This is a genomic window from Gluconacetobacter diazotrophicus PA1 5, assembly GCF_000021325.1.
Lineage (GTDB): Bacteria > Pseudomonadota > Alphaproteobacteria > Acetobacterales > Acetobacteraceae > Gluconacetobacter > Gluconacetobacter diazotrophicus.
In genome coordinates this window covers 2,109,051-2,135,144 of record NC_011365.1, presented here as the reverse complement: position 1 = coordinate 2,135,144, position 26,094 = coordinate 2,109,051, and the positions used below count along the sequence as shown (strand labels likewise).

Annotated in this window: 30 protein-coding genes and 1 tRNA gene; 20 read left to right on the top strand and 11 right to left on the bottom strand. The window is 67.8% G+C overall.

The features are described 5' to 3' along the window. Nucleotides 1-108 precede the first annotated feature (108 nt). Nucleotides 109-789, top strand: coding sequence for an SOS response-associated peptidase (locus GDIA_RS09690; RefSeq protein ID WP_012224342.1), 681 nt, complete (start codon nucleotides 109-111; stop codon nucleotides 787-789). A gap of 9 nt (nucleotides 790-798) precedes the next feature. Here GDIA_RS09690 and GDIA_RS09685 read toward each other — a convergent pair whose 3' ends face one another. Both GDIA_RS09685 and GDIA_RS09680 read right to left on the bottom strand, forming a co-directional pair. Continuing rightward, nucleotides 799-1,941: a winged helix-turn-helix domain-containing protein gene (locus tag GDIA_RS09685; protein ID WP_012224341.1), complete on the bottom strand. Its 1,143-nt coding sequence runs from the start codon at nucleotides 1,939-1,941 to the stop codon at nucleotides 799-801. 49 nt (nucleotides 1,942-1,990) lie between these two features. Next, nucleotides 1,991-2,620 (bottom strand): sulfotransferase family protein, encoded by a 630-nt coding sequence (locus tag GDIA_RS09680; protein ID WP_012554041.1) that lies wholly within the window; start codon nucleotides 2,618-2,620, stop codon nucleotides 1,991-1,993. A gap of 713 nt (nucleotides 2,621-3,333) precedes the next feature. Here GDIA_RS09680 and GDIA_RS19530 point away from each other — a divergent pair. Then, nucleotides 3,334-3,474: a hypothetical protein gene (locus GDIA_RS19530; protein ID WP_211205820.1), complete on the top strand. Its 141-nt coding sequence runs from the start codon at nucleotides 3,334-3,336 to the stop codon at nucleotides 3,472-3,474. Nucleotides 3,475-3,534: 60 nt separating this feature from the next. Here the strand turns inward: GDIA_RS19530 and GDIA_RS19525 are convergent, their stop codons facing one another. The 3 genes from GDIA_RS19525 to GDIA_RS09660 all read right to left on the bottom strand — a co-directional run bounded on the left by GDIA_RS19525 (nucleotide 3,535) and on the right by GDIA_RS09660 (nucleotide 4,367). Further along, nucleotides 3,535-3,711: a hypothetical protein gene (locus GDIA_RS19525; RefSeq protein WP_157864182.1), complete on the bottom strand. Its 177-nt coding sequence runs from the start codon at nucleotides 3,709-3,711 to the stop codon at nucleotides 3,535-3,537. A gap of 113 nt (nucleotides 3,712-3,824) precedes the next feature. Beyond that, nucleotides 3,825-4,172: a DUF3147 family protein gene (locus GDIA_RS09665; RefSeq protein ID WP_041249704.1), complete on the bottom strand. Its 348-nt coding sequence runs from the start codon at nucleotides 4,170-4,172 to the stop codon at nucleotides 3,825-3,827. 119 nt (nucleotides 4,173-4,291) lie between these two features. After that, nucleotides 4,292-4,367 (bottom strand) — tRNA-Ala (locus tag GDIA_RS09660). A 199-nt stretch (nucleotides 4,368-4,566) separates the two neighbouring features. On the opposite strand from GDIA_RS09660, the gene GDIA_RS09655 reads away from it, so the two are divergent. Next, on the top strand, nucleotides 4,567-4,875 hold the full coding sequence (locus GDIA_RS09655) for a YggT family protein (protein ID WP_012554037.1): 309 nt from the start codon (nucleotides 4,567-4,569) through the stop codon (nucleotides 4,873-4,875). Nucleotides 4,876-4,955: 80 nt separating this feature from the next. Further along, the gene (locus GDIA_RS09650; RefSeq protein WP_012554036.1) at nucleotides 4,956-5,411 is read left to right on the top strand and encodes a YjjA family protein; all 456 of its coding nucleotides are present in this window, start codon (nucleotides 4,956-4,958) and stop codon (nucleotides 5,409-5,411) included. A gap of 92 nt (nucleotides 5,412-5,503) precedes the next feature. Here the strand turns inward: GDIA_RS09650 and GDIA_RS09645 are convergent, their stop codons facing one another. Then, nucleotides 5,504-6,553 carry an L-idonate 5-dehydrogenase gene (locus GDIA_RS09645; RefSeq protein WP_012554035.1) on the bottom strand — a complete coding sequence of 350 codons (1,050 nt, stop codon included), beginning with the start codon at nucleotides 6,551-6,553 and terminating at the stop codon, nucleotides 5,504-5,506. A gap of 148 nt (nucleotides 6,554-6,701) precedes the next feature. Here GDIA_RS09645 and GDIA_RS09640 point away from each other — a divergent pair, with 148 nt between their 5' ends. The 6 genes from GDIA_RS09640 (at nucleotide 6,702) to GDIA_RS09615 (ending at nucleotide 12,392) form a co-directional block, all read left to right on the top strand. After that, the gene (locus GDIA_RS09640) at nucleotides 6,702-7,259 is read left to right on the top strand and encodes a heme-degrading domain-containing protein (protein WP_231854227.1); all 558 of its coding nucleotides are present in this window, start codon (nucleotides 6,702-6,704) and stop codon (nucleotides 7,257-7,259) included. Between the two features lie 313 nt (nucleotides 7,260-7,572). Next, on the top strand, nucleotides 7,573-8,577 hold the full coding sequence (locus tag GDIA_RS09635; protein ID WP_012224321.1) for a Gfo/Idh/MocA family protein: 1,005 nt from the start codon (nucleotides 7,573-7,575) through the stop codon (nucleotides 8,575-8,577). After that, on the top strand, nucleotides 8,574-10,001 hold the full coding sequence (locus tag GDIA_RS09630; RefSeq protein WP_012554034.1) for an MFS transporter: 1,428 nt from the start codon (nucleotides 8,574-8,576) through the stop codon (nucleotides 9,999-10,001). Before GDIA_RS09635 ends, GDIA_RS09630 begins: the two co-directional genes overlap by 4 nt. A 63-nt stretch (nucleotides 10,002-10,064) precedes the next feature. Beyond that, entirely contained in the window at nucleotides 10,065-10,841 is a 777-nt protein-coding gene (locus GDIA_RS09625) for a 2-keto-4-pentenoate hydratase (RefSeq protein WP_049762906.1), read from the top strand. Nucleotides 10,842-10,891: 50 nt separating this feature from the next. Further along, nucleotides 10,892-11,818, top strand: coding sequence for a 2-hydroxyacid dehydrogenase (locus tag GDIA_RS09620; protein ID WP_012224314.1), 927 nt, complete (start codon nucleotides 10,892-10,894; stop codon nucleotides 11,816-11,818). Nucleotides 11,819-11,933: 115 nt separating this feature from the next. Next, complete coding sequence (locus GDIA_RS09615; RefSeq protein WP_231854226.1) at nucleotides 11,934-12,392, top strand: UPF0262 family protein; 459 nt, start codon at nucleotides 11,934-11,936, stop codon at nucleotides 12,390-12,392. 88 nt (nucleotides 12,393-12,480) lie between these two features. Here the strand turns inward: GDIA_RS09615 and GDIA_RS09610 are convergent, their stop codons facing one another. The 5 genes from GDIA_RS09610 to GDIA_RS09590 form a co-directional block, all read right to left on the bottom strand. Further along, complete coding sequence (locus tag GDIA_RS09610) at nucleotides 12,481-13,086, bottom strand: response regulator transcription factor (RefSeq protein WP_012224310.1); 606 nt, start codon at nucleotides 13,084-13,086, stop codon at nucleotides 12,481-12,483. Continuing rightward, nucleotides 13,083-14,189 carry a sensor histidine kinase gene (locus GDIA_RS09605; RefSeq protein ID WP_012224309.1) on the bottom strand — a complete coding sequence of 369 codons (1,107 nt, stop codon included), beginning with the start codon at nucleotides 14,187-14,189 and terminating at the stop codon, nucleotides 13,083-13,085. The genes GDIA_RS09610 and GDIA_RS09605 overlap by 4 nt, the downstream gene beginning before the upstream one ends. Next, nucleotides 14,186-14,938 carry an ABC transporter permease gene (locus GDIA_RS09600; RefSeq protein ID WP_012554032.1) on the bottom strand — a complete coding sequence of 251 codons (753 nt, stop codon included), beginning with the start codon at nucleotides 14,936-14,938 and terminating at the stop codon, nucleotides 14,186-14,188. Before GDIA_RS09600 ends, GDIA_RS09605 begins: the two co-directional genes overlap by 4 nt. Next, entirely contained in the window at nucleotides 14,935-15,837 is a 903-nt protein-coding gene (locus GDIA_RS09595) for an ABC transporter ATP-binding protein (protein WP_012224307.1), read from the bottom strand. Before GDIA_RS09595 ends, GDIA_RS09600 begins: the two co-directional genes overlap by 4 nt. 155 nt (nucleotides 15,838-15,992) lie before the next feature. Beyond that, entirely contained in the window at nucleotides 15,993-16,316 is a 324-nt protein-coding gene (locus tag GDIA_RS09590; protein ID WP_012554031.1) for a RidA family protein, read from the bottom strand. A gap of 113 nt (nucleotides 16,317-16,429) precedes the next feature. Here GDIA_RS09590 and GDIA_RS09585 point away from each other — a divergent pair, with 113 nt between their 5' ends. The 10 genes from GDIA_RS09585 to GDIA_RS09540 all read left to right on the top strand — a co-directional run bounded on the left by GDIA_RS09585 (nucleotide 16,430) and on the right by GDIA_RS09540 (nucleotide 26,083). Further along, complete coding sequence (locus tag GDIA_RS09585) at nucleotides 16,430-16,915, top strand: HPr kinase/phosphorylase (protein WP_012224304.1); 486 nt, start codon at nucleotides 16,430-16,432, stop codon at nucleotides 16,913-16,915. Nucleotides 16,916-17,053: 138 nt separating this feature from the next. Beyond that, nucleotides 17,054-18,124: an RNase adapter RapZ gene (gene rapZ / locus GDIA_RS09580; RefSeq protein WP_012554030.1), complete on the top strand. Its 1,071-nt coding sequence runs from the start codon at nucleotides 17,054-17,056 to the stop codon at nucleotides 18,122-18,124. After that, nucleotides 18,121-18,618, top strand: a complete 498-nt coding sequence (locus tag GDIA_RS09575; RefSeq protein ID WP_012224299.1) for a PTS sugar transporter subunit IIA — start codon at nucleotides 18,121-18,123, stop codon at nucleotides 18,616-18,618. The genes rapZ and GDIA_RS09575 overlap by 4 nt, the downstream gene beginning before the upstream one ends. A 6-nt stretch (nucleotides 18,619-18,624) precedes the next feature. After that, nucleotides 18,625-18,948: an HPr family phosphocarrier protein gene (locus GDIA_RS09570; RefSeq protein ID WP_012224298.1), complete on the top strand. Its 324-nt coding sequence runs from the start codon at nucleotides 18,625-18,627 to the stop codon at nucleotides 18,946-18,948. Next, nucleotides 18,935-20,791 (top strand): phosphoenolpyruvate--protein phosphotransferase, encoded by a 1,857-nt coding sequence (ptsP, locus tag GDIA_RS09565; protein WP_012224296.1) that lies wholly within the window; start codon nucleotides 18,935-18,937, stop codon nucleotides 20,789-20,791. Before GDIA_RS09570 ends, ptsP begins: the two co-directional genes overlap by 14 nt. A 5-nt stretch (nucleotides 20,792-20,796) precedes the next feature. Continuing rightward, a complete protein-coding gene (locus GDIA_RS09560) occupies nucleotides 20,797-22,191 on the top strand; it encodes an anthranilate synthase component I family protein (RefSeq protein WP_012224294.1) in 1,395 nt (464 codons plus the stop codon). Beyond that, nucleotides 22,188-22,997: an aminotransferase class IV gene (locus GDIA_RS09555; protein WP_012554029.1), complete on the top strand. Its 810-nt coding sequence runs from the start codon at nucleotides 22,188-22,190 to the stop codon at nucleotides 22,995-22,997. Before GDIA_RS09560 ends, GDIA_RS09555 begins: the two co-directional genes overlap by 4 nt. A 136-nt stretch (nucleotides 22,998-23,133) precedes the next feature. After that, nucleotides 23,134-24,711 (top strand): bifunctional phosphoribosylaminoimidazolecarboxamide formyltransferase/IMP cyclohydrolase, encoded by a 1,578-nt coding sequence (purH, locus tag GDIA_RS09550; RefSeq protein WP_012224290.1) that lies wholly within the window; start codon nucleotides 23,134-23,136, stop codon nucleotides 24,709-24,711. Nucleotides 24,712-24,800: 89 nt separating this feature from the next. Next, a complete protein-coding gene (locus tag GDIA_RS09545; protein WP_012554028.1) occupies nucleotides 24,801-25,583 on the top strand; it encodes a hypothetical protein in 783 nt (260 codons plus the stop codon). 173 nt (nucleotides 25,584-25,756) lie between these two features. Next, nucleotides 25,757-26,083: an AtpZ/AtpI family protein gene (locus GDIA_RS09540; RefSeq protein WP_012224286.1), complete on the top strand. Its 327-nt coding sequence runs from the start codon at nucleotides 25,757-25,759 to the stop codon at nucleotides 26,081-26,083. The last annotated feature ends 11 nt before the right edge of the window (nucleotides 26,084-26,094 follow it).

The following is a 26,094-nucleotide window of genomic DNA, read 5'->3' as shown; positions in this document are numbered from 1 at the left end:
CGGACCCGGCAGGGCATGATGCCCTGCACCCCAGACGAATGGGTTTCCATAGGGGCAGGTTCAAGGACAGGGTTTTTACCTATCTCTTTCGATAGAAAGCCGGGTTTCATGTGCGGACGTTTCGCCAACGACCTGCCGAAGGATCTGATGCAGCGGATCTTCCGGACCACCGGACCGGCGCCGGAATGGATGCCGTCATGGAATATCGCGCCCAGACAGCCCGCGATGGTGGTTCGCCGCCATCCGGCCAGCGAAACATTGCGTCTGGACCTTCTGCTTTGGGGATTGGTGCCGAACTGGGCGCATGAGATGGGGCGGCAGCCGATCAACGCGCGTGCCGAAACCGTGGCGGAGTCCGGGATGTTTCGCGCGGCGTTCCGCTCGCGCCGGTGTTTGGTTCCAGCCACGGCCTATTACGAATGGCGTGCCGGCCCCACACCCCGGCAACCCTATGCCTTCGCGCGGCGCGACGGCGCCCCGATGGCCCTGGCCGCGGTGTGGGAATCCTGGGAGCATGAGGGCGATATCCTGCGCAGCTTCGCCATCATCACCACGCGCGCCAATGACAGTGCCCGCCCCATCCACGATCGCATGCCCGTCGTGATCGCGGACCAGGATCGTGACATGTGGTTTCACGCGCCGCCCATGGTCGCGTCCACCCTACTGGCGCCCAGCCCCGATGCAGTGCTGCATGCCTGGCCGGTCGGAACGCGGGTCAATTCCGTGCGCAATGACGGCCCCGACCTGATCGCCCCCATGCCGGACGGCGCGCCGTCCGGGCCGTGCTGACGATGCGTGTCATTCCGTGGGGAACTGGAACCGTTCGAACCGGTGCAGCATGTCTTCGATCCGGCCCTTGTGGGCGTCCGAACCGGGACCGATCCAGGTCCATTGCTGAATCTGCAGGCTGCGGCGCCGCCGATCGGCCTTGAGGTCGATCGCCGCCACGATCGTGTCGCCGACCAGGACGGGCAGGGCAAAATAGCCGAAGACCCGTTTTGCCTTGGGCACATAGGCCTCGAACCGGTGATCGTAGCCGAACATCTGCCGCAGTCTCCGGCGCTGGATGATCAGCGGATCGAAGGGGGACAGGATGTGAACCGGCGCGTGGTCCATGGGGGGCAGGGGGGCTAGGTCCTCGGGGCGGGCCCAGTGTCCGGTCCTGCCCGCATCCTCCAGGGCGACCGGCACCAGGTGGTTCCGGCGCACCCGGTCTTCGATGACCTGGCGGATACCGGCCTTGCGTGGTGCATCCAGGTGACAGATGGACTCCAGGCTGACGACCCCTTGTGACCGCAGGGCGCGGTCCAGCAGGTAATCCAGGGTCCGTCGTTCCGATACCGGCCGGGGCGGGGTCTCCCAGCCGAAATGGCGGTTTGTCAGCTCATAGGTCTTCAGCATGCCCGCTCGCGCGCTGACGGCCAGGGCACCGGTCAGGAAGGCCAGTTGCAGGGCGCGTTTCGAGGGCTTCCGGCTGGCCCAGGCATGATCTTTCTCGACCAGCACGTCGTCGTCGATATCGCGGATCGACAGCGCGCCGTCCCGGCGTACGCGGGCCAGGACCTTGCGCAGATCCTCCGGCGTAACGGTATCGAACCAGCTTCCGGGTGACTGCCGCCTCTGCCGCATATCCGCCAGGAAGAACCGCAGGTCCCGGGTGGGAACGTAGGACAGGGCGTGCGTCCAGTATTCAAAGACGGTCTTGTCGATGCTCTGCGCCTGGTGCAGATGTTCGCGCCGGTAATCCGGGATGCGTGACCACAGGATATGATGATGGCAGCGTTCGATGACGTTGATCGTATCGATCTGCACATAGCCCAGATGTTCCACGGCCCGGCGCGTGGCGTCCGGCCCGCTGCCGAAGGGTGCTGGTTCGTCCAGTCGTTGGGCGTGCAGCCAGATGCGCCGGGCCTGGGCCCGGGTCAGCGGATGGGGAGACATGGAGGGTGTTATCTTCTTTTGTCTTGCGAAAAAGAAGAGGAAAGCGGGACTATCGCCCGTCGAACAGCGCGAAATCCGCGCGATAGAAAGCGCGGATCCGCTCCTGCTGCCGGTCCGTCAGGGTCAGGGGATAGGAGCGGCTTTCGTTCAGATGCGGCAGGCGCAGCGTACGCAGTTCCGGTACGCGATCGGGCAGGTGCGAGATATCGCGCAGGTCCGTGATGTACCAGGATTGCGGGCGGAAGATATGGTCGATGTGATAGAGCGAGCGCGCCTGCTCCAGATGATCCAGCGCGTCGTCGACCGAACCGAACCGCATATAGCGGTCGCGAAAGGGCGGTGCGACGTTGCGGTGCCGGCTGCCGCCATCGCGCGCATAGCGATAGGCCGAGGCGAACCGTTCCACCGGGTCCCGCAGGATGGCGACGCTGGGCAGCGTCCTGGCCAGACGCGGCGCGACGTCGAGGAACAGGCGCATCGATTCATGCGACAGCGCCCGGCCATACAGCGCGGTGGCAACCGAGGTCCCCGCGTTCTTCGGCACGTGGATGAACAGGATGCCGCGCCGGGCGATCACGTCGATGCGTTCCTGCCGTTTGGTGCCCAGAGGCAGGCGGACGCCGATTTCCGATGCCCATTCGTGAAGGTCGGTCTGCGGACGCCGATTTCCGATGCCCATTCGTGAAGGTCGGTCTGTAGCCGGAACCCCATCAGCCGCGTGACATGGCCGAACAGCGGCAAGGCCGGTCCGGTCGCCTGAGACCGGCGAGCGGCACTTTCTCCTTGTTGCAGCGCGAGAGCGGCCTTGGGGGAGGTGGGCATGCTTCTCTCCAAACCGCGCGAAACGGAGGTGGTCCCGGCAGGACATGATGGAATGAAGTCAAGCCATAACAGAAAAAAAGATTTTAATACTCGAAACAATAACCATGTTACATTATGAAATTCCGAGCGTTACATTTGAAACATGACATGATCTGACGTAAATATATAAACTGAATGATATTGTATATGTCATTATGATTTTGTTATTTATCCGTTTATAGGCATGGAATAGTCGTTTCAGACTGTCTTGTGGCGAAGCGCCGCTCATCGCGTGCCACGGTATCGAAAGATTCCCCACTCACCATAAAATAATATCTTGCAATTCATTCATGGATGAATGCCAATAAGGTAATTGAAAGAAAGAGGACGAACAGTCCCGATGCCCCTTGGTCGCCTTGGTCGCCTTGAACGCCGCACGGCAGAACCGTGTCCCGTCCAATTAAGGATAAGCGTCAGTGGGGGGTCATGATGAACGATAGCCATAATCAGTCCCTGGAGGCGCACGTCGCCCTCCTGGAAAGTCGTGTCGCGACAATATCGTCGTGCCTCGACCGCTATCCCCTGTCGGAGATGGGACGTCGCATTGGCCTGCTGACCCAGGTCATGCATGGAATGGCCGGGACGCTGCGCCAGCTTGTCGCAAAGCACCGGGACGCGTCGATGATGGGCGGGACGGTACATCCGCGCCGGCGCGCGGCGTCCCGCCCCTGAAGCGGGTAGCCGCTTCGGGACGAGACGCCGGATCGCTGGGTGGTGGTGCTGCTGCCCCGGCTATTTGCCGCGGGGGGCACCCGGTTTGGCGACGCGGCCGGCCACGTCGGTGTCGCGGAGGTCCAGCAGCCGATCGGTGCCGGTCTTCGTCGAGCTCTTGGCGTAATGCGCGGCGCCGTAATGCGGGGCCTTGTGCCGGCCCGGGGTGTGTTTGTGGGGGTGGCCTTTGGATGACATGACTGCCTCCTGGTTGACCATCGACACATGGTCGTCCGGTCCGGATTGGCCAGGATGCGCCGCCATCACGATCGCGGGAAGTGGAACGGGGCCGAACTCGAGTGGGTCCGGCATCACAGGCTGACGCCGATCTTCGGGGCCAGCCACGCCATGCCCAGATACAGCAGGACCGTCAGGCCGCATCCCAGCCCGAGCGCCATGTAGAACTGCACGCCATGGCGCATCATCCACGGAATCAGCAGGAACATGGGCAGGGACGGGATCACGTACCAGAAGGTCGCGCCGACATGGGATTCCATCCGGACCGGGTCCTTTGTCTCCAGCCACAGCCAGATCATGCCGAATACCGAGATCAGGGGCAGGGACGCCACCAGGGCGCCCAGCCCCGGATAACGCCGCGCGATGGTCGAGACGAGCGCGATCAGGAGGCCGGATAGCGCGGCCTTCAGAATGAAGAATATCATGGACCGTCCTTCAGGCATCGCGTCCCGCTGATGCCCGGAACGATAGTCTCCGTTCTTTTTCGTCAGAAAAAGAAGAAATTATCTTCCAATGATTTTCTGTGAAGATTGTCGGCCAGTGGTGGAGCTGAGGGGAATCGAACCCCTGACCTCCTCATTGCGAACGAGGCGCTCTCCCAACTGAGCTACAGCCCCACTGCCTGACGGGGTGGATAAATAACGGGCGCCCGGCGTTTGTCAAGCGGCGATCAAAGCGGGGACGGTACGGGGTCGCGCCCGATTCCGGGCGGGGTTTCGGGTCGGTCCGCGGGGCACCGTCGCGGGCGGGGGCGGTGTTGTGCGGCTGGTCCGGCTTCGGTAGGATTCCGCCCTGCCACCGACGGGGAACGCTATCTTGCTCACGCTTGTCTTCAGCCTGCTGCTTCAAGCCATCAGACTGTATACGTGGGTGATCATTCTCTCCTGCGTGTTCAGTTTTCTCTACGGTTTCGGCGTCCTGGACACGCGCAACCCGATCGTGTGGAACATCGGGCGCTTTCTCAATCGCCTGACCGAGCCGGTCCTGCGGCCGATCCGAAATATCCTGCCGGTCATGGGCAACATGGATTTCAGTCCGCTGGTCCTGTTGCTGCTGATTCAGTATGTGCTGATCCCGTTGGTCCGGCAGCTTTACTATACGTTGGTCTTTAACGCGCCACTCTGACCGGATGTGATATCGCCCATCATCGTCTGGACAGAATGGCGGCCCATGCTTGCGACGACAACAGGAATAGGACCCGAAACATGACCCGTCATTTCGCGACCCTGTCGCTTGCAGCGGCCCTTTCGGTGGCCTCCGTCGCCTCCCTTTCGGCGGCGCGCGCCCAGATGCCGACGATGCCCGGCATGCCCGGGGGCAGCATGTCCGGCATGGCCATGGGCGGCGGCAGTGGCGTGGGGATGATGGGCCTGCCGTCCGTGTCGTCCGCCGGTCCCAGCAACCTGGCCGGTCTTCTGGGCTTCTGCGTGCAGAACAATTACCTGGGGGCCAGCGCCGCGTCTCCGGTCATGAGCAGCCTGGGGCAGAAGGCCGGCATCAACGGCCAGGGCGACAGCCAGTACCAGGCGGGGCAGAACGGCATCCTGAACACGGGAAATGGCGGCACGTTCTCGCTGGCCGGCGCGGGACATGGTATCAAGCAGCAGATGACGCAGAAAATCTGCAACATGGTGCTCAGCCGCGCCCAGTCGATACTGTAATGTAATACGGTTCGGGCCCTGCCCGAACGGGGCAGGGGCCTCGGTCCTTGCATCACAATTCGGTGATAAGACAGGGGCAAAGCCCCTGATCCCTATCCCCCGATTTCAAGCATGACCTTGGATGCGGCCTGCCGGTTCGACGATGCGTCGAAGGCCGCCGCGTAGGCGTCGAACGCGAATTCATGGGTCACCAGCCCGTCCGCGATCTGCGGATGGGCGGCCAGCAGATCCAGTGCCTCGGCGAATTCGGCGTCGAAGCGGAACGTACCGCGCAGGTCCAGTTCGCGGGCGATGATCTGCGCCATCGGCACTTCGATAGTCCCGGGCGGAAACATGCCGACCTGCACCAGGACACCACCACGCCGCGTGTGGGCGATGGCGAACGGCAGGGCCGCGACGACGCCCGTGGCTTCGAACACGATGTCGAATTCCTCGTCGCGGGAGGCGTCCGGCGCGGGCGCGCCGGTATTCCACGTCTCGGTCGCGCCCAGGCGGCGGGCCACCGACAGCGGGAAATCATGCAGGTCCGCCGCGACGATCCGCGCGGCGCCCCGTACCGCCAGTCCCGCGACGATCAACGCCCCGATCGGGCCGGCCCCCTGGACCAGAACCGATTTGCCCGCGCACGACCCGGCGCGGGCAATCGCGTGCAGCGCCACCGCGAACGGTTCGGCCAGCGCGGCGCGGCGCAGGTCCAGCCCAGGCGGCAGGCGGTGCAATTGCGACGCCGCCACGGTCATCGTGCGGCGGAATCCGCCCTGCGTGTGCGGCAGATAGGCCGCGCTGCCGAAGAACCGCATGTTGCGGCACAGGTTATGCAGCCCGCGTCGGCATTCGGGGCATGTCCCGCACGGTTTGGCCGGATGGATGGCCACCGGCTCTCCCGCTTGCCATCCGTGGACGTCGGGGCCGCAGGCTTCGACGGTGCCCGAGACCTCGTGCCCCAGCACCATCGGTTCCCGCAGGACCGACGCGCCGACCCCGCCATGGCGCAGATAATGCATGTCGGACCCACATATTCCACCCCAGGCGATGCGGACACGCACCTCGCCCGGGCCGGGCGGCGGGGTCGCGATCCTGTCCATCCGCAGGTCGCCCTTGCCGTGAATGACCAGCGCATCGTGGGTCGAAAGATCTGTCATGTTGGTATCCCGCACAGGAATGGGACTTTTGAAACAGTCCTTTATCGGTCGGGCTGGTGGGATCGAAATCACGATAAAGTAATTCCCCATTGGGATCGTATGGCCGATGATACCGTTCACATTCCCCAGGCCGAATATCGGGGAACGCATGAACGGAGGACGAGGCATCATGGCGGAACAGGCAGGGGCAGGGATTATCAGGTCGGACGATCCGGCGCTGGCGCGCGATCTGGAACGGATCGCCCGGCAGGAGCGCGAACTGATCCTGCCGGGCCTGACCGAGGAAGACGCGTGGATCATGGGCTGCTGGCTGCGCCAGACAGCCAATGAGCGCCGGCATCCGATCGCGATCGACATCCGCCGGGGTGGCCACACGCTGTTCAGCGCCAGCCTGGACGGGGCGACGCCGGACAATCTGGGTTGGATCGCGCGCAAGGCCCGCGTGGCGGCGCGCTTCCACCGGTCCTCGTACGCGGTGGGCCTGCAGCTTCTCCAGGAAGGCAAGACCATCGCCGAGCGGTTCGGCCTGCCCGAGGCCGAGTACGCCCCCTTCGGCGGGGCGTTCCCCCTGCGCGTGCGCGGGGTGGGGGTGGTCGGCACGCTATGCGTCTCCGGCCTGCCGCAGCGCGAGGACCATCGGCTGGTGGTGGAGGCCCTGGCGACCTTCATCGACGTGCCGCTGGATACGATTCAGATACCATCCTGAAAAAGACTGAATAATTTTGCACTGCACAAATACGAATTTGTGAACCGGTTGGGGGTGGCGCGCTCTTGCGGGGCTGGTGACGATGGCCTCTATGATCGAATCTCGTATCCTGTCGGGACCAGCGGACGCGCTGCCTGGCAGGGGCGGATTGTCAGGATAGCCGACCGTCATGGCGGGGTAAGCCGAGGGACCATCGTTCCATCCGGACAGACCCGTTCCGCCGCGCGGTATTCTGCCGGTCGCTCATCCGGGTCTTTACGACAATCAATAATACGAACAAGGACCGGGGCCTGGTGCCTCGAAGGAGGACGGTATGACGCATCCGACCGGATGGGGTCTGATAGGGGCAAGCAACGTCGCGCGGGAGTGGATCATCGACGCGATCCGCGCCCAGCCCGGCAGCGACGTGCGCGGAGTGCTCAGCAGCGATGCCGGGCGCGGTGCGGCGTTCGCCGAGGCCAACGGCATCGCCTATCACACGACGTCCCTTCAGGACCTGCTGTCCAGGCCGGACATCGACGCGGTCTATATCAGTACCAACAACCGCCTGCATTTCGAACAGACCATCGCCGCCGCGCGGGCGGGCAAGCATGTCATGTGCGAAAAGCCGCTGGCCCTGTCGGTCGATGACGCGAGCGAGATGGTGCGCGTCTGCCGCCAGTCCAACGTCGTGCTGGGAACCAACCACCATCTGCGCAATGCCGCGACCCACATGGCCATCCATGGCCTGATCGAGGACGGGCGGATCGGCGGCCTGATCGCGGCCCGGTTGTTTCACGCCAATTTCCTGGCCGCCGCGCTGCAGGGATGGCGCGTCAACGACCAGGGTGGCGGGGTGATCCTGGACAGCACGATCCACGATATCGACACGCTGCGTTTCCTGTTCGATGAAAACCCCGTCAGCGTCTTCGCCATGACGCAGAGCGGGCGCCTGGCGCAGGACGGGATCGAGGACGGCATCATGGCCGTCCTGCGCTTTCCCGGCGATGTCCTGGTGCAGATTCATGGCGGATATACCACGCCATTTTCACCGGGCGGCGTGGAGATCATGGGCGAGCGCGGCATCATCATCGGCCGCGATTGCATGAGCCAGCGGCCCATCGGCACCGTATCGGTGCGCGACGGCGAGGGCGAACATGACATACCGTTGAAGCATCATAACCTTTATCATCGCGCCTTCGCCCTGTTCACCGCCGCCATCCATGGTGACGGCCGTCCCGCCGCCACGGGCGAGGACGGTGTGGCATCGCTGGGTATTGCGCTGGCCCTGCGTGAATCCGCCCGCACCGGACGTGAAATCGGGATCAACCTGCCATGAAACAGCCAGTTCTCGCCGGGGTGGCCCAGGCAGGCGTCCCCCCGGGCCGGTCCCGCACGCCGAACCGCGAGATGGAGCTGTCGCGCCCCGAGGTCACCACGGCCGACCTGCGCCGCGCGGCCTGGACCAGTTCGCTGGGCAGTGCGCTGGAATATTACGATTTTGCCTTGTACAGCCTGGCGGCGGCCCTGGTCTTCGGGCCGCTGTTCTTCCCGCACCAGGGGACCAGCATCGGGCTGATCGCCAGTTTCGCGACCTATTTCCTGGGGTTTGCCGTTCGCCCCATCGGCGGAATCCTGTTCGGCATGGTGGGCGACCGGTTCGGGCGCAAGCTCGTCCTGCTGCTGACGGTGACGCTGATGGGCGGTGCCAGCACCGCCATCGGCCTGGTTCCCACCTATCAGACCATCGGTATCTGGGCGCCGATCCTGCTGATCGTGCTGCGCCTGTTGCAGGGTCTGGGCGCGGGGGCGGAGCAGGCGGGTGCGGCCGTGCTGATGACGGAATATGCCCCCAAGGGCAGGCGGGGTTTCTATGCCGCCCTGCCGTTCCTGGGCATCCAGATCGGGACCGTGATCGCCGCCATCGTCTATTTCGCGCTGCTGTTCCACGTGACCAATGTACTGCAGAGCTGGCTGTGGCGCCTGCCGTTCCTGCTGAGTTCCGTCATCCTGATCATCGCGCTTTATATGCGATTCAACCTCAAGGAATCGCCGGCTTTCGCGGAAATCGAGGAAGAGGAACATGCCCGGGCCATGTCCCTGCCCGAAGTGGTCCGGGAATCGTGGAAGACGATCCTGCTGGGCATGGGCCTGCGCATGGCCGAGAATGGCGGATCTTCGATCTATCAGGTCCTGGCCGTCAGTTATTCGGTCAATGTCGTGGGTATGCGCAATGCGACCGGCGCGCTGTCGCTGCTGTGCGCCGCGATCGTGGGGGCTTTCGTGGTGCCGGCCGCCGGCCTGCTCAGCGACCGGTTCGGGCGCATTCCCGTCTATCGCGGGTTCGCCATCCTGCAGATGCTGGCCGCCCTTCCGGTCTGGTACGCGCTCAGCTTCGGCTATCTGCCGCTGACGATCGCGGCGCTGTCGCTGGCGCTGGGCTGTGCCACCTGGGGCATGTTCGGTACCCAGGGCGCGCTGCTGCCGGAAATGTTCGGGTCCCGCCATCGGTATCTGGGCGTTTCCCTGACGCGTGAGGTTTCGGCCGTGCTGTCCGGCGGTATCGCGCCGCTGGTCGGGTCCGTGATTATCGCGGTGGTGACCAGCCACGATGCCGGTGCGGCCCGTCCCGGCCTGATCGCCTGGGTGCCGCTGGCACTGTATGTGATGGTGCTGGCGGCCATCACGATCGTGACCACGCTGTTCGCCCCCGAACCGCGTGACCGTGATTTGCTGGACCGGCGTGACCTGATCAATAGCTAGGGTGTGGGTCCTCGTTCTTTCTTGAATACAGAAGATTCCATCTTCCCTGGGCAGCACAGGAGCATGTGTGTGACCGTTTCCACCGACCCACTGGTTGATCAACTGACTGAAGCCTTCCTGCGGGTCCGTGCCGGCGCCCCCCCGCTGGCCCACGTGCCCGAAGGGTGCGAGGTTCCCTCGGACGACGTGGCGTATCGGGTGCAGCATGCGACCATGCATGCCATGGGTGACCGGATCGCGGGCTGGAAGGTCGGCGCCCGCACGCCGGATTCCGAACCGTTCGCGGCCCCGATCCTGGCCGCGACCCTGTTCGACGGCGAAACCGTGCTGCCGCCCGGCTTGTGCCGGCTGATCGGCGTCGAGGCCGAAATCGCCTATCGGTTCGGGCACGGCCTGCCGCCGCGCGACGCGCCCTATACGACCGCGGAGGTGTGTGATGCGATCGTGTCGGTCCACACCGCGATCGAAATCATCGATACGCGCTTCGCCACCGCCGGCAGCCAGCCCGCGCTGGACCATCTGGCGGACCAGCAGAGCCACGGCGCCCTGTTCGTCGGCCCGGGGATCACCGACTGGCGGTCCCTGGTACCGGTGGAGGAACGGGTGATCCTGACGGTCGGCGACAAGGTGGTGGACGATCACGTCGGCGGCAATTCGGCCGGCGATCCGATCCGCACCCTGGTGTGGCTGGCGGCGCATGCCGCGCGCTATGCCGGGGGACTGGCCGCCGGCACCATCGTCACCACCGGATCGACCACCGGCACCCTTTTCGTCGAACCCGGCACGCGGGTCAGCGCGACATTCCCGCATCTGGGCACATTGTCGCTGACCTGCGGCTGAGTCCGCCTGCTCATTGGGGCCCATGGCGGGCCCTGAACCGGAGAACATGAATGAAACCCGATATTCTTCTGATCGAGCCGATGATGCCGCAGATCGAGAAGGCCCTCGACGATGCCTATACCGTGCATCGTTTCACCGACGTCGCGGCGCTGGCGGGCGTTGCCGGGTCGATCCGCGGCATCGCGACCGGCGGCGGCAGCGGCGTGCCGGCCGATGTGATGGCGGCCCTGCCTGAACTGGGAATCATCGCGATCAACGGGATCGGGACCGACGCGGTGGATCTGAACGTGGCGCGCCAGCGCGGCATCCGCGTCACGACGACGCCGGGCGTGCTGACCGCCGATGTCGCCGACATGGCGCTGGGCCTGATCCTGATGGCCTGCCGGGGCCTGGGCACCGGCGACCGCTATGTTCGCGCCGGATCGTGGGGCAAGGCCCCGATCGCGCTGGGTCATACGGTGACGGGGCGGAAGCTGGGCATTCTCGGCCTAGGGCAGGTCGGGCGCGCGATCGCGGCCCGGGCGCGGGCGTTCGACATGCCGATCGCCTATCACGATATCCGGGAAATTCCCGAGAGCGGCTATACCTATTTCGCCGACCTGACCGAGCTGGCGCGGGACAGCGACGTGCTGGTCGTGGCGGCGTCCGGCGGCGCGCAGTCGCGCAATATCGTCGACAAGACGGTGCTGGAGGCCCTGGGTCCCGACGGCGTGCTGATCAACGTCGCGCGCGGCACCGTGGTGGACGAGGACGCGCTGGTCGCGGCACTCCAGGCCGGGACACTGGGCGGCGCCGGGCTGGACGTGTTCCAGCATGAACCCCATGTGCCCGATGCGCTGAAGACGATGGACAATGTCGCCTTGCAGCCCCATCGCGCCAGTGCCACGGTGGAAACCCGTCTGGCAATGGGCGACCTAGTCGTTCGCAACCTCGCCGCCTGGTTCGCCGGGCAGTCGCTGCTGACCCCGGTGGTGTAGCATAACGTACCCGGTCCTGCTCCCGCCCCGGGGCCGCCGGGGCAGGAACGGGACAAGGTCCGTGGCCCATCATCCATCGCCTGGCATGTCATCGCTCCCAGACACTGGGCCGCGCATGTTGGCCCATGTCATTCTCGATGACGTCGATGATGGGCTGGGGGCCGGCCGGGTCCGGCGGAACGATGTCGCCCAGGCGATCGCCGACCTGCACCAGACGGCCCGCTTCGTCCCCCAGGGACTGGTCGGGCCGTTCAACCTGCATCTGTCGGTCCAGACCAACGGCCTGATCTTCGATATCCGCAGTGTGCAGGATGTGCCGCTGCGGATCTATCGGGTCTCGCTGACCCCATTCCGCCGCCTGATCAAGGATTACGTCCTGCTGGTCGACAGCTTCGACCAGGCGGTGACCGAGGGGAATACGATGCGCATCCGCGCGATCGATATGGGCCGGCGCGGGCTGCATAATGACGGCGCGGCGCTGATGATCGAACGCCTGCGCGGCAAGATCGACATGGATGAGGAAACGGCCCGGCGGCTGTTCACGCTGGCCTGTATCCTGCAGCAACGGCGCTGAGAGGTCGGGCTCTGCCCGAACCCGGCAGGGCATGATGCCCTGCACCCCGGACGAATGGGTTTTCAAAGGGCAAGGTCCTTGCCGACATCTACAGCCATCCGTTGGCGCGGGCGATCCGCCCGGCTTCGATGCGGTTGGCGGCGTTGAGCTTGCCAGCGGCGGTCGAGAGGTAGTTGCGCACGGTGCCGGGCGACAGGCCCAGGCGGCGGGCGATGTCCTTGTTGGAAAGGCCTTCTTCCGCAAGGCGGAGCGCGTCGCGTTCGCGGGCGGTCAGCGGGTCGGCGCCGGCGTCCCAGGCGGCGGCCATGAGGTCGGGGGGAATGAAGGTCCCGCCCGTGGCGACGGTGCGGATGGCGGCGGCAAGCTGTTCCACCGGGGCGTCCTTCAGAAGGTAGCCGCGTACTCCGGCGGTGCGGGCGCGGGCGAGGTAGCCGGGGCGCGCGAAGGTGGTGACGATGATCGTGCGTGTCGGCAGGCTGGCCGCGGCGATATCCCGCGCGACGTCGATGCCGCTCGGGCCCGGCATTTCGATATCGGTCAGCAGGATGTCGGGGACGAGGGTGCGGACAAGGTCCAGCGCCGCCGTTCCGTCCTTCGCGCGGCCGATGATGGTCAGGTCGTCTTCCAGTTCCAGCAGGGCGGCGATGGCCCCGAGCACGAGCGTCTGGTCTTCGGCGATGACAAGACGGATCATGCGGGCACCGTGGCGACAAGCCGGATGCCCTGCCTGCCGGCCTCCGGCGTGCCGGGCTGAAAGGCCAGCGCGCCGCCCGCGGCCGCCAGCCTCTGGCGCATTCCGGTCAGGCCCCGTCCTTCCGTGAAACTGCGTCCGTGGCCGTTGTCGCATACGGACAGGCGGGCGGTGCCGTCGTGATGGTCCAGCTGAATGACGCAACATGTGGCTTCGGCGTGGCGGATGACGTTGGTGACGGCTTCGCGCAGGGTCATTGCGAGGACGGCGCCGGCATCGGCGGGGATGGCGGCGGGGTCCCCGGCAAGGGTCGAGGCGATGTTCGCGGCTTCAAGGGCGGCGGTGGAGGCGGCGATTTCATGCGCCAGGCTTCCTCCGGCGTGTCCGGCCAGGGCGGCACGGATTTCGGCCAGGCCCTCGCGCGCCAGGGCGGCGACGGCGCGCATCTCGGCTTCGGCGGCCTCGGCGTCCCGGGGGGCGAGCCTGGCGGCGAGGTCGGCCTTCAGCGCGGTCAGGGTCAAAGCGCGGCCGATGACGTCGTGCAGGTCACGCGCGATGCGTTCGCGCTCGGCCGTCCCGGCAAGGCGGCGGACTTCTTCCTGGCTGGCCAGCAGGGCCTGGGTGCGTTCATGGAAGGCCACCCGCGACATGGTGCTGCCGCCGATGATGATGACAAGCAGGATTCCGGGGAACCACCACAGCACGGGCTGGTGCCAGGCCAGCCCGGCCAATGCCGTCGCGACGGCAATGGCCGCGACTGTCGCGACGGCGAAACGGACGGGTCGCAGGTGGCCGGCCACGGCGCTGGCGTAGATCGGGAAGACGGTCCAGCTGCCGAACGGGGCGAGTGCGATGCCGATGCCCAGCATGATGCCGGCACAGGCCAGCAGCGGCAGGTCGGTGAGGCGGTGACTGACAAAATACACCGGCAGGAACACGGCCAGCCCGATGGCCGAGGCGATCAGGTCGGTCGCATGGGGTGGCTCCCACGCCCAGGGCAGGACGTAGAAGATCAGGTAGACGAGCCAGGGCCATGGCCCCTCCCACCAGCGCTCGCCCCGTGTGTGCATCGTCGGATCGTTGCGTGTGGCGGGGGCGGGCGTCAAGCGGCGCTCCTGCGCCAGCCGGCCCGGGCCCAGAGGAAGGCGGCGGCTGTCATGGCCAGCAGGGCGGCGGCGTGCGTGGCGACGGTTCCGATCGTGTCGGCGCCGACCAGGAAGCGGGCCAGTTGCCCCAGGTGGTACGAGGGCAGCACCTCGCCGATGGCGCGCATCCACCCCGGCAGTAACTGCGAGGGAAACCACAGGCCGCCCAGGATGGCGGACCCCAGGAACAGGACATTGGCGAGTGCGACCGCCCCCTTTGCGCTCATGCGCATGCCGATTCCGAAGCCGACCAGGGCGAACGGGATGGCCGATGCGAGGTGGAGCAGTGTCAGGGCGCCCCATTGCGCGGCGGTCAGCCTGACACCGGCAATCAGGCTGAGGGCGTCGATCAGCATGATGGCGGCGGCCGTGGCGGCAAGGGTGGCGACGAGTTTCGCCGCGACATAGGCCCCGGCAGGCATGGGGGAGGCGCGCTTGAGTTCGATCAGCCCCTGTTCGCGTTCCGACGCGATGCCGGCGCCGAAGCCGAACAGCGCCGGACCTATGGCGGCAAAGACGCCATAGGTCGCCAGGGTGGCGGTGGCTTCCGATGGCGACGGGTGCGCGGGGATGGCAAGCGTGAACAGGGCGTAGAAGGCGGCGGGGGTCAGGACGGTCGGGACGATGAATTGCGGCAGGCGCCAGGAGCGTTTCAGCTCGGCGGCGCATTCGCGGCCATAGATGCCGGCGGGCAAGGCGAGGTCGGTCATGCGGCGAGGCCCTTTTCCGGGGTGAGGAGGATGGCGATGGCGTCTTCGAGCGTGGCGTCGTGGATGCGCAGGGCGGCCAGGGCCGGGTCGCGGTCGCACAGGCCGCGTGCGGTGGCGACGGCGTCGGCGGTGACGAGGCGGAGGTCGGCGCCGTCACGGACGGCCTCGCGCACGGCGGGGAGCGTCGCGGCGATGGCGGGCGGAAGGGCGGACCGGCAGCGGATGACCGAGCCGCCGGTGCGGGTGCGCAGGGCGGCCGGGGTATCGTCGGCGACGATCTGACCGGCATTCATGACGACGACGCGGTCGGCGAGGGCGTCGGCTTCCGCCAGGTCGTGGCTGGTCAGCAGGATCGCGGCCCCGTCGTCGGCGGCATCGCGGACGGTGCTCCACAGGGCGCGGGCGGAGGCGCGATCCATGGCGGCGGTGGGCTCGTCGAGAATGAGCAGGTCGGGCCTGCCGCAGATGGCGAGCGCATACTGCACGCGGCGGGCCTGGCCGCCCGACAGGGCGGCGCAGCGGCGGTGGGCGAGATCGGACAAGCCGGCGAGGGCAAGTGTCTCGGCGACGGGGCGCGGACGGCGGTAATAGCCGGACTGGAGGGTGACGAGTTCCGCGACGGTCATGGCGTCCGGCAGGCCGGCGGCCTGGAGCATGACGCCCATTCTCGCGCGGGCGGCGGCCCGGGCGGGGTCGAGACCGAACAGGCGGGCCTGACCCGCGTCGGGGCGCAGACGGCCGGTCAGCAGGCCGATGCCGGTGGTCTTGCCGGCGCCGTTGGGGCCGAGAAGGGCCGTGACCTCGCCGGCCCCGAGTGTCAGGCTGAAATCGCAGAGTACGGTCTTGCCGACCAGTCGTTTCGTGACGGCCGACAGGCAGGCCGGTGGTGGCTGTGTCATGGGGTCCTCCTCGGTGTTCGAGTGTGGAGGACGTGGTCCTGGCGAGGAATTGCCGGGTGTCAGGTGCCGGGCATGACATCTGTCATGGTGGTCTGTCCGGAATGGTCTCTCGTTTTGAAGGAAAGGAAGCCTTCGTTCAGAAAAGAACGAACGGTTCAATCTGCCGCCGAACTGACCACCAGTTCGATCTCGATCAACGTCGCCGCGTCGGTGAAGCCCGGCACCCGGCGTAGCGTCGTCGCGGGGCGGCCGGTTCCGAAGGCCTCGCGCAGCAGCGGGAAACAGGTGGAAAAGGCATCTGTATCGCGCAGCATGAAGACAATGCGGGTCACGTCCTGCATCGCATATCCGTCGCGCGCCAGGATGGCCGCGCCATGGTCCAGGGCGATGCGGCATTGCTCGACCAGGTTGGGGGCCGGACGCCCGGTCGTGGGGTCGATCCCTGTCAGGTGCCGAACATGGATGTCCTGTCCCATCATGCGGTGCGCGATGCTCCTTCGCCGGATGTATCAATAACGAACCTGAAAATAACAAAAGTGTCATATTGTGTTCACGATAAAATTCAACCCCGGCAAGGCGATTTCGAGGAATCATGGAACCGTATCCATCGCAGAAGAATCAGATTCATGCCGGCTGTGCCGCTAGGCGCGGCCCCCGGGGGGTAGACGGCCACCAAACGGACAGCCAGGGCGTGCTGCTGCTGGGGCCGCCGGGGGCGGGCAAGTCCGACCTGCTGCTGCGGCTGGTCGATGCGGGCTACGACCTTGTGGCCGACGACCGGGTGGACCTGGCCGGCGGCTGGGCCTCGGCCCCCGCTGCCCTGGCCGGTCTGATCGAGATCCGGGGCATGGGCATCGTGCGCATGCCCTTCCTGGCGCGGGCGCGGCCCGTGCTGGTGGTCCGGCTGGTCGGACCGGACGACCGGCCCGACCGGTTGCCCCTGCCGGCGCACGATCCGGTGACCGGCCTGCCTGAAATCCGGCTCGATCCGGCGCTGGCCTCGGCGGTGGCGCGGGTCAATCTGGCTCTTGACTGCCAGCATGGACGTTGCAAAATTTTAACGTCCGAGCAGATGTGATGCCGATGTGATGCCTGTGTGTCCTTTTCATGGCGGTGCTTTGGGTGTCAGATGGACGTTGACGCATCATTCCCTTGCGGTGCGGCGACTGTTCTCGGGTCCGGAACTGTCCGGCCCGTTGTTCAGCCAGGATTTCCCGTGACGGATTCTTCACATGACGGAGTACCGGCGCCGCGTCGCATCCTGCTGGTCACCGGTCTGTCCGGGGCGGGAAAATCCTCGATTCTGCGCATTCTCGAGGATCTGGGATACGAGGTCATAGACAATCCGCCGCTGGGCATGATGGACGAGATCGTGACCCGCGCGGAACAGCCGGTCGCGATCGGGGTGGATTCCCGCACCCGGGGCTTCGACGCCGCCGCCGTGCTGGCCGCCCTGGGGCGGCTGCGCGTCAATCCCGACCTGCAGGCCGAGCTGATCTATGCCACGGCCGAGGAAAGCGTGCTGCTGCGCCGTTATACCGCCACGCGGCGGCGGCACCCGCTGGCCATGCGCGGTACGGTCAAGGAAGGGATCGAGGCGGAAATTGAACTGACCGCGCGGCTGCGGGCCGCCGCCGACATGGTGATCGATACCTCCGACCTGCCGCCGCCCGAACTGCGGCAGGTCGTGGAAATGCGCTTCGCCCCCCGCCATGACCGCATGGCCGAAGGGCTGACCGTCGCGCTGATGTCCTTCGCCTTTCCCGCCGGCCTGCCGCGCGAGGCCGACATGGTGTTCGACGCGCGGTTCCTGCGGAACCCCTATTACGATCCCGACCTGTCCGTCCGGAATGGGCTGGACCAGGCGGTGGCGGACTATGTGGCGTCCGACCCCGATTATCCGCGCTTCCTGGACCAGATCGACGGCATGTTGGGCCTGGTGCTGCCGCGCTTCGTGCGCGAGGGCAAGAAATACGCGACCATCGCCATCGGCTGTTCCGGCGGCCGCCATCGCTCGGTCACGCTGGTCGAGGCGCTGGCGCGGCGCCTTGCGGCCAAAAATCTTGCGGAACCCGGTGGAACATGCGACAGCCCCGGGAAACCTGCCCATATTGAAAAGGGCGCGGCCCCGACCGATGTGCAGTCGGGCGGCGCGGATGCTCAGGGTGCGTGGCCGATCATCGTCATGCACCGCGAACTGGCCCGGCAGGGGCGATCTAGCTGGCGCTGGGCCAGCCGACCGAGGGAGCACGCGGCGGACGTGGTGGAAGGGCAGTATTCCTCATGATTGGTATGGTCCTCGTCACCCATGGCGAGCTCGGCGACACGCTGAAACGCGCGATGGAGCACGTGGTGGGGCCGCAACCCCAACTGGCTACCCTGAACATCGAGGCTGGTGACGATCCCGTCCTGCGACGCGCGGACCTGCAATCGGTGATCGCCGGCGTCGATACGGGTGATGGCGTCCTGCTGCTGACCGACATGTTCGGCAGCACGGCCTCGAACCTCGCCATTTCCACGATGGAAGCGGGCCGGGTGGAAGTCCTGGCCGGCGTCAACGTGCCGATGATGGTCAAGCTGGCGCAGATCCGCAACGGCCACACGCTGGAGGAATGCGCGGACCTGGCCGAGGGCGCGGGCCGCAAATACATCTCCACCGCCTCGCACCTGCCGCCGCAATGCCTGGGGGGCGCCCGGAGCTGCCTGCTGGGCGAACGCCCCGCCGACATGCCGCCGCAGGCGCTGTACCGTCCTGCGCCGCGGCGGGTCGCCATGGGCTGACCGGGCATGTCCTCGCCCGGCATGTCGGCTCCTGGCGGGCTGGACCCCCAGGACCCCGATGTCCTGTCCGTGACCCTGACCATGGTCAATCGTCGCGGGCTGCATGCGCGCGCGGCGGCCAAGCTGGTGACGGTGGCCGAGCAGTTCGACGCGAATGTCGAGGTCACGCGGGCCGACCAGACCGTATCGGCGCGCTCGATCATGGGCCTGATGATGCTGGGGGCCGGTCGGGGGGAATCCATTACCCTGATGGCCACGGGATGGGATGCCCATGCGGCGATCGAGGCCCTGGTGGCCCTGATCGAGGCGGGCTTCCATGAAGACGACTGACGCCGCCGGCCCCTCGTCCGCGCCGCGCCGGCGGGCTGCCGGCCGGCGGGGAACGCGGGCGGAACACCGGCTGTCCGGCGATGCCACGGTGCGCGGCATCGCCATCGGCCCGGCGGCGGTGGCGCTGGAAAGCCCGGCGCCGGATATGGATCCCGACGCCCGCGCCGCCGACCCCGCACCCGAGCTGGAGCGCCTGGCCGAGGCCGTGGAACGGTCGGTGCGGCAGGTCGAACGCCTGCGCGACCGCCTGGCGGTGCTGCCCGAGGACAGCCAGATCGAAATCGGATCGCTGCTGGAGGTCTATCGCCGGATGCTCGGCCCGTCGCGCCTGCAGCGCGGCATCCGCCGCCGCATCGTCCAGGACGGACTGACAGCCGAAGCCGCCGTCCGGCAGGAAACCGAAAGCCTGGCCCTGGCCCTGCTGGGCGGGGCCGACGCCCCGGTGCCCGAGGGCGAGGACGCCGCCGCCGCCCAGCGCCGCGCGGGCGAATTCCGCGAAATCGGCCGGCGGCTGCTGCGCAACCTGGGGCGCATGCCCTTTCGCTCGTTCAGCGCGCTTCCCGAGGGCGCGGTGCTGGTCACCGAACAGTTGCGCCCCGCCGATGCGGCGCTGATCGACCCGTCGCGCATCGTCGCGGTCGCGACCGAGGAAGGGGGCGCCACCGACCACACCGCCATCATGCTGCGCGCCCTGGGCATTCCCGCCGTGCTGGCCGCCCACGGGCTGATGGCGCGGGTGCGCGAGGGGGCCACCGTGGTGGTGGACGGCACCGCCGGGCTGGTGGTGGTGGACCCGACCGAGGATACGCTGGCGGCGGCGCGCGGCGGGGTGGCCGAACATGCGCGCGAACGCCAGGCGCTGGGCCGGCTGCGCCGCCTGCCGGCCCGCCTGTCCAGCGGCGAGAAGCTGCATCTGCAGGCCAATCTGGAACTGCCGGCCGAACTGGCGCTGATCGCGCAGTCCGGCGCGTCGGGCATCGGCCTGCTGCGCACGGAATTCCTGTTCATCAATGCCGAAACCATGCCGGACGAGGACAGCCAGGCCGCGATCTATTCCGAAATCATCACCGCGATGGCAGGGGATACCACCACCATCCGCGTGGTGGACTGGGGCGGCGAAAAGCATAGCGAGGCCCTGAACCGCGCGGGGCTGGACCGTGACGGCGACAACGTCAATCCGGCGCTGGGCGTGCGCGGCCTGCGGCTGCTGCTGCGCCATCCCGCGATCCTGGAAACCCAGTTCGCCGCGATCCTGAAGGCGTCGTCCGCCGGGCCGATGCGCGTCATGCTGCCGATGGTCACGACCGTCCCGGAACTGCGCGAGGCCCGCGACATCTATCAGCGCGTCGCGCGCCGCCTGCGCCGCCGGGGGGTGAAGCTGGGTGACAGCCTGCCGCCGCTGGGCATCATGGTCGAAACCCCGGCCGCCGCCATCATGGGCGATGCGCTGGCGCAGGAAGCCGAATTCCTGGCCATCGGCACCAACGACCTGACGATGTACACGCTGGCGGCCGATCGCGCCCTGGCCGATGTCGCGTCCCTCTACCAGCCGCTGCATCCCGCCGTGCTGCGCCTGATCCAGACGGTGACCGAGGCCGCGCTGCGCCAGTATCGTCCGATTTCGATCTGCGGGGAAATCGCCGGCGATCCGCGGGTGGTGCCGCTGCTGGTCGGGCTGGGCCTGCGCAGCTTCTCGATGACCGCCTCCGCCGTGCCCCGGGTGAAGCGCAGGGTGCGCGCCCTGTCGTTCGAGGACTGCCGACGGCTGGCCCACCGCGTGATGGAATCCCCGGACGTGGCCGAAGTCCTGTCCCTGATCGACGCCTTCGCCGCGGGGGGGTAGCGGTCATGGATGGTCCGGTTGGCATCGGGGACCTTCACGCCGTCGAACTGCCGTGGCGGGACCCTGATGACGTGCTGTGGGCGTGGCGGGACGAACCGTGGCTGGCCTGCCTGGACAGCGGCGGGCCGGCGGGGCCGCGCGCGCGCTGGACCATCCTCTGCCGCCGGCCGCGCCAGGTCCTTGAATGGCGGGACGGCGGGGCCCCGCTGGCATCTGATCCGCTGGCGGCCCTGCGCGCCCTGCTGCCGCCGGCCGGATCGCCGCCCGTGACCGCATCCGGCGAGGCCCTGCCGTTCGCGGGCGGGGTGATCGGCTTCGCCGGGTACGGGGTGGGGCGGCGCCTCGAAGGGATCGCGACCCGCCACGTGGCCGATCCGGCCCAGCCGGACCTGGCGGCGGGGTTCTATGACCATGCCGTCCTGTTCGACCGTGTGCGGCGGCGCGCCTACCTGGCGACGATCCGCCCCGATCCGGACCGGCTGATCGCCGACGTAAGCGCCGCGTGGGCGGCCATGGAGCCGGCCCCGGCCCCCGCCGCCCTGCCGCGCCTGGCCTTCGCCGCCGACCAGGCGCCGGGGCAGTACGCCGCCGCGGTGGCGCGCGCGGTGGAGCGGATCGCGGCGGGCGACATCTTCCAGGTCAACATCACCGGGCGCATGGCCGCCCGCCGCCCGCCCGGCCTGACGGACGGCGCCATCTACCGGGCCCTGCGCCGGGCCTCGCCCGCGCCGTTCGGGGCGTGGCTGGCCTGCGGGCCGGGTTTCGGCCTGCTGTCGGCCTCGCCGGAGCGGTTCGTGCATCTCGGCCCTGACGGGGTGGCCCGCACCCGGCCGATCAAGGGCACCCGCCCGCGCGGCGCCACCCCGGCACAGGATGCCGCCCGCCGTGTCGAACTCGCGGCCGATGAGAAGGAACGGGCGGAAAACCTGATGATCGTGGACCTGATGCGCAACGATCTGGGTCGTGTCGCGCGGATCGGCAGCGTCGGTGTCCCGGAACTGCTGTCGGTGGAGACCTTCACCCATGTCCATCACCTGGTGTCCGAGGTCACGGCCACCCTGGCCCCGGGACGGGATGCCATCGACCTGCTGCGCGCCACCCTGCCGCCCGGATCGGTGACCGGCGCGCCGAAGCACCGCGCGATGCAGATCATCGACGAACTGGAATCGTCGGCGCGGCAGGCCTATTGCGGGGTGGTCTTTCGCATCGGCACCGATGGCGCGATGGACAGTTCGGTCGTCATCCGCGCCCTGGCCACGACGCCGGATGCGATCGTGGCGGCGGCGGGGGGCGGGATCACGATCCTGTCGGACCCCGGGCGGGAATATGCGGAAATGTGCCTGAAGATCGCGCCGCTGCTGGCCCTGTTCGGGGCCGAGCCGGCCGGGATGGCGTCATGACGATGCTGTGGCTGAATGACGGGCTGGTCCCGGCGGACCGGGCGCGGATCGATCCCGCCGATCGCGGCCTGACCCTGGGTGACGGACTGTTCGAGACGATGCGCGTCGCGGGGGGGCGCATCGCCCATCTGGCCCGGCATCTCGACCGGCTGTGCCAGGGTGCGGACCTGCTGATGTTTCCGGGCCCCGACCTGGACCGGATCGAGGACGCGTTGCGCCAGGTGGTGCGGCACAATGCGCTGGCCGAAGGCGCGCTGCGCCTGACTCTGACGCGCGGCTGCGGCCCGCGCGGCCTGTTCCCGCCCGCCTCTCCGCAACCCAGCCTGCTGATCGTGCCCTTTCCCCCGGCGCCCGCCCCGGGACCGGCCCGCCTGGTGGTCAGCACCCGCGTCCGGCGGGATGCGGCATCCCCGCTCTCGCGGGTCAAGAGCCTGAATTACCTGCCCAACATCCTGGCCCGGCTGGAGGCCGAACAGCGCGGCGCGGATGACGCGCTGCTGCTGAACGCGGCGGGGCGGGTGGCCGAAAGCACGGTCAGCACGGTGCTGGTCCATCACCAGGGGCGCCTGGTCACGCCGCCGGTCGGCGACGGCGCCTTGCCGGGGATCGCTCGCGCCGTGCTGCTGGCGGCTTGCATGGTGGAGGAGGCCTCGCTGATACCCGACGATCTGCGGGGGGCAGGGGGTGTGGTGCTGGTCAACAGCCTGTCGGTGCGTCCGGTTGTCAGTCTGGACGGGATGGCGTTGTCTGTTCTGCCGGGGTTGGTCGAGGACATTCGGGCGTGTGTACAAGGGCTCAGCCCTTGACCCGCCAAAGGGCCGAGCCCTTTGGAAACCCAATCGTTCGGGGTGCGGGGCATCATGCCCAGCCTTGCTCCCGTGGTCCAGGTTGGATAAGGACGCGGGCTTTGCCGCCCGTCCATGTGAAAGGTCGCTTCCCGCGATGACCCAGACGCCCGTGCCGGTCCGCCGCGCCCTGATTTCCGTTTCCGACAAGGCGGGGTTGCTCGACCTCGCCCGCGCCCTGATCGCCCATGGGGCGGAAATCCTCTCGACCGGGGGCTCGGCCCGTGCGCTGCGCGAGGCCGGACTGAAGGTGACCGAGGTGTCGGACCATACCGGCTTTCCCGAAATTCTCGACGGGCGGGTGAAGACCCTGGTGCCGCAGATCCATGGCGGCATCCTGGGCCGCCGCGACCTGCCGGCCCATCTGGCGCAGATGGACGAACACGGGATCGCGCCGATCGACCTGGTCGCGGTGAACCTCTACCCGTTCGAGGCCACGGTGGCCTCCGGCGCGGGGGAAGAGGACTGCATCGAGAACATCGATATCGGCGGCCCCGCCCTGATCCGCGCGGCGGCCAAGAACCACGGCCATGTCGTGGTGCTGACCGATCCGGCGCAGTACGGCGCGGTGATCGACGCGCTGGCCCAGGGCGGCACCACGCTTGCGGCGCGGCGCGCGCTGGCCGGCGCGGCCTATGCCCGCACCGCCGCCTATGATTCCGCCATCGCGGCGTGGTTCGCCGTGCAGCGCGGCGACGTGCTGCCGGAACGCCTGGCCGTCGCGGGCCTGCGCCGCGAAAGCCTGCGCTATGGCGAAAATCCGCACCAGCAGGCGGCCTTCTATGCCGACGGCAGCAGCCGGCCCGGTGTGGCCACCGCCCGCCAGGTGCAGGGCAAATCCCTGTCCTACAACAACCTGAACGATACCGATGCGGCGTTCGAGGCCGTGGCGGAATTCGACGGCCCGGCGGTGGTGATCGTCAAGCACGCCAATCCCTGCGGCGTCGCCACCGCCGATACGCTGTCGGCGGCCTGGGACCTGGCGCTGCGCTGCGATCCGGTCTCGGCCTTCGGCGGCATCGTCGCGCTGAACCGCACGCTGGACGCCGACGCCGCCGCGCGCATCGCGGCCATCTTCACCGAGGTCATCGTCGCCCCCGACGCGACGGAGGAGGCCCAGGCGATCCTGGCGAAGAAGAAGAACCTGCGCCTGCTGCTGACCGGCGCGATGCCCGACCCGTCCGTGGGCGGGGTGGCCATCCGTTCGGTCGCCGGCGGCTTCCTGGCGCAGACCCGCGACAATGGCCGGATCGTCCCCGCCGGCCTGAAGGTGGTGACCCGCCGCGCCCCGACCGAGGCCGAGATGGCGGATCTGATCTTCGCCTTCCGCGTCGGCAAGCATGTGAAGTCGAACGCCATCGTCTATGCCAAGGGCCAGGCGACCGCCGGCATCGGCGCGGGGCAGATGAGCCGCGTGGACTCGGCGCGCATCGCCGCGATCAAGGGGGCGGAAGCCGCCCGGGCCGCCGGCCTGGACCAGCCGCTGACGACGGGCAGCGTGGTGGCGTCGGACGCGTTTTTCCCCTTCGCCGACGGGCTGGAGGCCGCGATCGCGGCCGGCGCCACGGCGGTGATCCAGCCGGGCGGATCGATCCGCGATGACGAGGTCATCGCCGCCGCCGACCGGGCGGGCATCGCCATGGTGTTCACAGGTATGCGCCACTTCCGGCACTGATCCGACGCAAGCGGGGATTGTCGCGCCGGGCGGGATCGACTTGACTGTTCCGCCCCACGCACGACGACCACGCAGAGACGAGACCAGGCATGGAAATGTTCCAGGATATGTTCCGCCGTTTCCCCCTTCTTCCGGTGGCGGCCGGCCTGTCCGTCCTGCTGGCCGGATCGGCGGCCGCCCGGCCGTCGGCCGCGCCCGCGCGTCCCGCCGCAGCGCCCGCTGCCGCGGTGTCCACGGGGCAGCCGGTTTCGGCCTACGACTTTTCCCCGCTTCCCGTCACCTCGGGCACGGTCGCGCATTACCTGCCCACGCCGGCGGGTGACGTGGACGGGCTGATCCTGACCGACGGGACGGAAATCCTCTGCTCGCACGAACTCGGGCTGGCCATTGCCGGGCTGGTCAAGCCGGGCGACCGGGTTTCGGTCAGCGGCCTGCGGGGCCGTACCCTGCCGATCGTGCGGGCCTATGCGGTCGATGGCCCGCGCGGCCGCCGTATCGAGGATGCGGGGGCCGTCTCGGTCCGCCTGCCCACGCCCACCAGCGGGCCGGACATCGTGGTGGACGGCACGGTGCGCGCGCCGCTCTACAGCCTGCACGGGCAATTGATCGGCGCGGTGATGCAGGACCACAGCGCCATTTACCTGACGGCGGCCGAGGCCGCGCGCCTGGCCGCCTGGCTGCAGCCCGGCCGTCCGCTCTATGCCGTGGGCAACGGCAGCACCGGCGCGTTGGGAACGGCGATCGACGCGCGCGACATCGGGCCCTCGGCCGGGCAGACCATGCGGGTCGCCCCTCCCGACGCGCCGATGCCCGGCGCCTTCCCCGGCAGCGCGGCCTATGACGAGATCCCGGGGGCGAGTGCCCACCCGTGACACAATTATGCGTTCGCGGCATGACAGTTATGTTATGAATGCATATACGTCACGAATGCATGCAACCCGGGACGGAACATCCCTGTTTTCCCCAATATCAAATACGACCGGTCGCTTGACAGCCTCATGCCGCGTCGTTAGCTAGCGCCTGCACCTGCCTGGAGGTGTGAATTTTGGGTAAGGATACGGACAGTTCCCGTCAGTCCTTCGACGCGCGCCTGCGGCAGGCCCGGGACCGGAATATTTCCGGCCGGGAGACGCAGGGGGCGACGACGCAGGGCAGCGACATGTCTGTCCTGGGGTTCGCCCTCAGGGCTGGCACCGAGATGGTCTCCGCCCTTGTGGTCGGCGTCGCGGTCGGGTGGGGGCTGGATCGATGGCTGGGCAGCCGTCCGGCTTTCCTGATCCTGTTCTCGTTCCTGGGCGGTGCTGCGGGTGTGCTGAATGTCTGGCGTCTGGTCAGGCCCATGGACACGCCGGGGGACAAGCCGGATCCGTAGGCGGGCCGGCG